Origin of the sequence: Chromohalobacter sp. 296-RDG (genome assembly GCF_029889885.1) — a bacterium.
Taxonomy (GTDB): Bacteria; Pseudomonadota; Gammaproteobacteria; order Pseudomonadales; family Halomonadaceae; genus Chromohalobacter.
Genome location: NZ_JARANY010000092.1, coordinates 1 through 5,853, shown reverse-complemented (window position 1 = coordinate 5,853; position 5,853 = coordinate 1). Strand labels below are relative to the sequence as shown.

5 protein-coding genes and 1 pseudogene are annotated in these 5,853 nt (G+C 61.7%); 4 read left to right on the top strand and 2 right to left on the bottom strand.

Annotated elements, in window-relative coordinates; translation table 11 throughout:
• The 4 genes and pseudogenes from OP495_RS16090 to OP495_RS16075 form a co-directional block, all read left to right on the top strand.
• Positions 1–187 (top strand): annotated as a pseudogene (locus OP495_RS16090) (tripartite tricarboxylate transporter TctB family protein); the annotation flags it as partial.
• A gap of 7 nt (positions 188–194) precedes the next feature.
• Positions 195–1,703, top strand: a complete 1,509-nt coding sequence (locus OP495_RS16085) for a tripartite tricarboxylate transporter permease (protein WP_280570715.1) — start codon at positions 195–197, stop codon at positions 1,701–1,703.
• The gene (locus OP495_RS16080; RefSeq protein ID WP_280570714.1) at positions 1,700–2,767 is read left to right on the top strand and encodes an Ldh family oxidoreductase; all 1,068 of its coding nucleotides are present in this window, start codon (positions 1,700–1,702) and stop codon (positions 2,765–2,767) included. Before OP495_RS16085 ends, OP495_RS16080 begins: the two co-directional genes overlap by 4 nt.
• A 13-nt stretch (positions 2,768–2,780) precedes the next feature.
• Positions 2,781–3,683 carry an NAD(P)-dependent oxidoreductase gene (locus OP495_RS16075; protein ID WP_280570713.1) on the top strand — a complete coding sequence of 301 codons (903 nt, stop codon included), beginning with the start codon at positions 2,781–2,783 and terminating at the stop codon, positions 3,681–3,683.
• A gap of 131 nt (positions 3,684–3,814) precedes the next feature.
• Here the strand turns inward: OP495_RS16075 and OP495_RS16070 are convergent, their stop codons facing one another.
• Entirely contained in the window at positions 3,815–4,783 is a 969-nt protein-coding gene (locus OP495_RS16070; RefSeq protein ID WP_280570712.1) for a GntR family transcriptional regulator, read from the bottom strand.
• A gap of 76 nt (positions 4,784–4,859) precedes the next feature.
• On the bottom strand, positions 4,860–5,853 hold a 994-nt coding region (locus OP495_RS16065), incomplete at its 5' end, for a UxaA family hydrolase (protein WP_280570711.1).

Below are 5,853 nucleotides of genomic sequence, written 5' to 3'. Positions count from 1 at the left end.
GGCAAGCGAGTGGCTGGGGGCCATGCTGTGTCTGGCATCGATCATGTTCGTATTGATGCTTGCACGGCGCACCTCTCCTCTCCTCGCGTTCGGGATATCCATCGTCGCAGCGCTGATCATCGATCTCTTGTTCTCTCGCTACCTGCTCATTCCCCTCCCCGAGGGACTACTGGGCGTCTGGGGGTAAGTAAGTCATGGATGCATTCCTGCAAGGCCTGGCGCTGGTCTTCAATTTTCAGACGCTACTCGTCATCGCCGGTGCGGCCCTTTTCGGCGTCTTCGTGGGTGCCGTGCCGGGGCTGACCGCCACCATGGCCGTGGCACTGTTGGTGCCCATCACCTTTTACATGGACCCGACGCCTGCTATCGCGGCCATCGTGACCACCTCGGCGATGGCGATATTCGCCGGCGACATACCCGGCACCTATCTCAATATTCCCGGCACACCCGCCTCGGCCGCCTATGTTGGCGAGTCACACCAGTTGGCGCGTCAAGGGCGCGCGCGAGAAACGCTGGGCACCAATCTGGTGTGCTCGGTTTTCGGCGGGTTATTCGGCACGCTGGTGCTGGTGTTCGTATCGCCCTCGCTTGCCGAGGTCGCACTCAAGTTCAGCTCGTTCGAATATTTCTGGCTGGCGCTTTTGGGCCTGAGCTGTTCGATCTTCATTTCCGTCGGCCCCAAAACCAAGGCCTTTCTGTCCCTGCTGGTGGGTCTGCTGCTCTCAACCGTCGGCCTCGACATGATGAGCGGCGCGCCGCGTTTCACGTTCGGCATCCCGGACTTGATGGCAGGCATCAACTTCATCCCCGTGATGATCGGGATGTTCGCGCTCAACGAGTTGATGGGGTTTTACGGATCCCGAAATCAACAACGCAGCGTCCCCGCCGTGCACAAGGATCAAGTCTTCAGCAGCGTTCCCCAGCATCTCAAGCGCTACTGGCGCAACCTGCTGCGCGGTAGCTCGACCGGCACCCTGATCGGCGCTCTGCCCGGGGCGGGCGCGGATATCGCGGCGTGGATCTCCTATGCCATGGGCAAGAGCCGCTCGAAGAGCCGGGACGCTTATGGCACCGGCCACATTGAGGGCATCGTCGATGCCAGCTCGGCCAACAACTCCGGCATCAGCGGCGCCTGGGTGCCCGCACTGGTCTTCGGCATTCCCGGCGACTCGATCACGGCCATCGTCATCGGCGTGCTGTACATGAAGGGCATGAACCCCGGCCCCACTATCTTCATGGAAGGTGGCGGTCTGGTCTACGCACTATTCACGGTGTTCTTCATCGCCAACCTGATCATGCTGCCCATCGGCTATATGGCCATTCGCTCGGCCAAGATCTTCATCCTGACCCCACGCAAGATACTGATGCCGATCATTCTGTGCTTCTGCATCGTCGGTGCCTTTGCCATCAACAATTCCATTACCGATGTATGGATCATGCTGATCATCGGCCTGGTGGCTTACATTCTGGCGCGCAATGACTTTCCCATGGCCCCGGCCATTCTGGGCCTGGTACTCGGTGGCACGCTGGAAAACAACTTCATGAGCTCCATGCTCAAGAGCAACGGCGACCTGCTCAGTTTCTTCTCGCGCCCAATCAGCGCGAGCCTGGGCGCAATGGTCATCCTGATCTGGCTATTGCCGCTGTTCATTCGCCTCTATCGCCGTTATCGCGGCGCTCCCCAATCCCCGAGGACGCCATGACCACCTACTCACCTGCACAACTTCATGAGCTCTTGACGGCCCTCTTCAAGGAGGCCGGTGCCCATCGAGAGGTCGCCGAGGCCACCGCCGACGTGCTGATCGAGGGCGACTTGCTCGGCCACCATACCCACGGCATCAAGTTGGCCAAGGGCTATCTCAACGACCTCAAGGCCGGCAAGGCAAGCGGTAACCCCGATACGCTCGAGATGACGGAAAGCAGCCCCGTAGCCGCCACGCTCGACGGGCATTATGTACTAGGGCCGTATCTCGTGACGCGCGCTCTGGAACATGCACGGCAAGCGGCCGAAGGCTTCGGCATCGGCATCGTTACGCTCAAGCGCTCCCATCACATCGCTTGCTTGGCGGCTTACCTGCGCCCACTCGTCGAGCGTGATCTGGTGCCCATCGTACTGAGCTCGGACCCTGCAGCGGTCTCGGTCGCGCCCTATGGCGGAGTGACCCCCGTATACACGCCGAATCCGCTGGCCATCGGTATTCCGGGGCGCGATAACCCCATGCTGATCGATGTCAGCATGTCGAGCATCACCAACGGCACCGTCAACAAGACACGCGCCGAGGGCGGCAAGCTCGCACATCCGGCCGTCCTCACCCATCAGGGAACGGTCAGCGACGACCCAGAGGATTTCTTCACCACCCCGCCCGGCAGCATCCTGCCACTCGGCGGCCAGGCCTTCGGCCACAAGGGATTCGCCTTGGGACTGATGATCGAGGCGCTGACCTCGGCCCTCGGCGGTTACGGCCGCAAGGACGCTCCCACGCAATGGGGCGCCTCGGCCACGGTGTTGGTCATCGACCCGGCGCGTTTCGGCGGCACCGACGCCTTCGTCAAAGAAACCGACTTCCTCACCCGGCGCTGCCTCGAGTCCGAGCGCGCCGATCCCGACGTCGCGGTTCGTCTCCCGGGGCAATCCGGTCTCGCCAAGCGGCAGCGCTATCTGCGCGAGGGAATTCCTCTGCCCAATGATGTCGTCGACTCACTCCGTCAGGCCGTCGCCGACTCGACGCTGGCAGACGGATCATTGAGCCGCACACTAGGCCTATGATCGGAGAAATGACATGACACAAGGCCAATACGACATCAACACCATCGGTATCATCGGCACCGGCCTCATGGGTGCGCCGATGGCCCGCCGTCTCGCCGAGGCGGGCTATCGGACCCGCGCCTGGAATCGCACACCCGACAAGATAGAGACACTGCGCGAACACAGTATCGAAATAGCCCATTCGGCGAACGACACCGCCACCGACGCTGATCTCGTAATGGTCATGCTCAGCTCGGGGCCGGTATGCGATGACGTCTTGCTAGGCAACGACGGCGTGATCGCCCATATGACGCCCGGTGCGATACTGGTGGTGATGAGTTCGATCCCGGTCGAAACCGCCAGGAGCCAGGCCCAGGCCGCCGAGGCAGCGGGCATCGGCTATCTGGATGCACCAGTGTCCGGTGGCGAACGCGGCGCTATCGACGGCACGCTGGCGATCATGGTCGGTGGCGAAGCAGCCACCTATGCGCAAGCGCGGGCGCTGTTCTCGCCCCTCGGACACGCCGTACATGTCGGCCCCGCCGGTAGTGGCCAACTCGCCAAGCTGGCCAATCAAACCATCGTCGCCAACACCATCGCCACGGTGGCCGAAGCCTTGCTGCTCGCCGAACGCGGCGGTGCCGACCCCGGCAAGGTGCGCGAGTCCCTGCTGGGCGGCTTCGCCGACTCGACGATCCTTCAAGTCCACGGCGAACGCATGCTCAAGGAAGATTTCCGCCCCGGCGGGCCCGCCAAATGGCAGTGGAAGGACACGCAAACCGCCCAAGCGCTCGCGGATGAATTATCGCTTGAGCTTCCGGTATCGCGCCTGGTGGATGGCTTGTTCGGGGACCTGGTCGCGCACGGCGACGGCGAGCTGGACCATAGCGCCCTGATCCGCGAGCTGCGCCGGCGTAACGGGGAACGCCCAAGCTGATCGGCACCTAGGGTTTACGCCGGGACAGGTTGAAGCAAGGGTCTTTCGACAGGATGTCGAAAGTAGCGCCCAAGGAAGGGTTGATAGCGCTCTTGCGGAAACCTGCTCCCGACGTTTGTCTTGTCGCGCTCTCAGGAAGGTGCCACCTCGCGCAGATAATCCGGCACTTCAATCGCACCCGCATCGCGAAAATCGGCAAGCCGCGCCTGCACCTGAGATTCAGAGCGTGCCAGATGTTCTTCGAGAGCGCGTCCTGCGGCTTCGCCATGACGGGCTCGGGCCTTTTCGAATACGTGCCGGTGCTCATCGAAGAACGGCGCCACGCTGGGCAGCTCGATCGACGAGCCCAGCAGGTGCTTGCTGATCAATAGAATCGGCCGCGTGCGACGCAACATGGTCATGATCTCGGCGTTGTTGCCACGCATCAGTGCCTCATGGTGCAAGTCATTCTCGAGGGCATCGAGCAAGGCGCTGGGCACCCGAGGATAATCGCGCGCGGCATCGTTCAGGCGCGTCAGATAGTGTTGTATTTCCGCATCGCTCAACGTCTCGGCGGCACGGGTCATCATGAACGGCTCCAGCTGACGCCGTGCCTGATAAAGATCGTGCAGGCGTGTATCGTCCAGCGGCACCACCGTCCAACTGCTGTACTTGACCTTTTCCACCACTCCGATGCCCTGCAGATACAGCAGGATGCGATGCGTCAGAGTCCGGCTCACCGACAAAGAACGCGCCAGTTGCAGTTCATTGAGTTCGAAGCGCCCTTTCATCGAGCACAACACCACATCGCGCTCCACGCTTTCGGCATGGGCACGCCAAGTATCCGTGCGTTCGATACGTGAGGCGCGAAAATCGCCCTTGCCCAGCGAGCGGCGCACCGCGTCGCCGGGCTGCGCACCAACTTGATAGCCGCGCCCCTCGAAGCGACAAACGCGCCCTTCCTCATGGAGGCGCGCCAGGGTTTGACGTACCGGCGAACGACTTATCGCGAAATGCTCGGCGAGATGTCCTTCCAGCAGCACCAACCCCGGTTCGAGACGCCCCTCCTCGATGGCCTCGCGAACTACCCGATAAAGTTGATCCTTCAACGATCTGGACATGCGTCTGTCGTACTCCCCCCGATTAATGGCGTATGCGCGACTCGAGCGCCCTTGAACATGATGGCAGCGGCGTTCGTCAGGTGATCGCGCCGACCATCCAGGGCACGAATTCATTGCTGCCATAGCCCAACGACTCGCTGGCACTGGAATCGCCGGACGCAACGGCGACGATCCGTTCGAAGATCGCCTCCCCCATCTCCTCCACCGACACCTCGCCATCGATGATGGCCCCGCAGTTGAGGTCCATGTCCTCATGCATGGTCTCATACATGTGCGTATTGGTAGCCAGCTTGAGACATGGCGCCGGCTTGAAGCCGGAGACCGAACCACGGCCGGTGGTGAAACACACCACGGTCGCTCCCGAGGCAATCTGTCCAGTGACCGAGACCGGGTCATAACCGGGACTGTCCATGAAATTGAAGCCCGGCACCTTGAGCGGCTCAGCGTATTCGAGCACATCGTTGAGGCTCGATGCCCCACCCTTGGCCACCGCGCCCAAGGATTTTTCCAGAATCGTCGACAGGCCTCCAGCCTTGTTGCCCGGTGAAGGGTTGTTGTTGAGTTCCGCGCCGTTGATCTCGGTGTAATGCTTCCACCAAGCGATGCGTGCCAACAACTTACGCGCGACGTCTACGTCTACTGCACGGTCCAACAACAGATGCTCGGCGCCGTAGATCTCTGGCGTTTCGCTCAGGATGGCGCTACCCCCGTGGCGCACGATCAGATCGGCAGCATGCCCCAATGCCGGGTTAGCGGTGATACCCGAATAACCATCCGAGCCACCGCATTGCAGGGCCACGCTCAAGTGATGAAGCGGCGCAGGACGGCGCTCATCGCGTTCCTGGCTGCGCGCCATGTCTAACACCTTGTCGCAGGCCATCTGGATGCTCGCGCGCGTACCGCCGACCTGCTGAATGTTGAAATAGGCCAGGCGCGCGCCATCCTCCAGGCCCGACTTTTCCACCAACTGCTTGACCTGGTTGGTTTCACATCCCAGCCCGATAATGACCACATGCGCAAAATTGGGATGCCGTGCGTAGCCCGCGATGACACGCTCGAGGAAGGCAAAG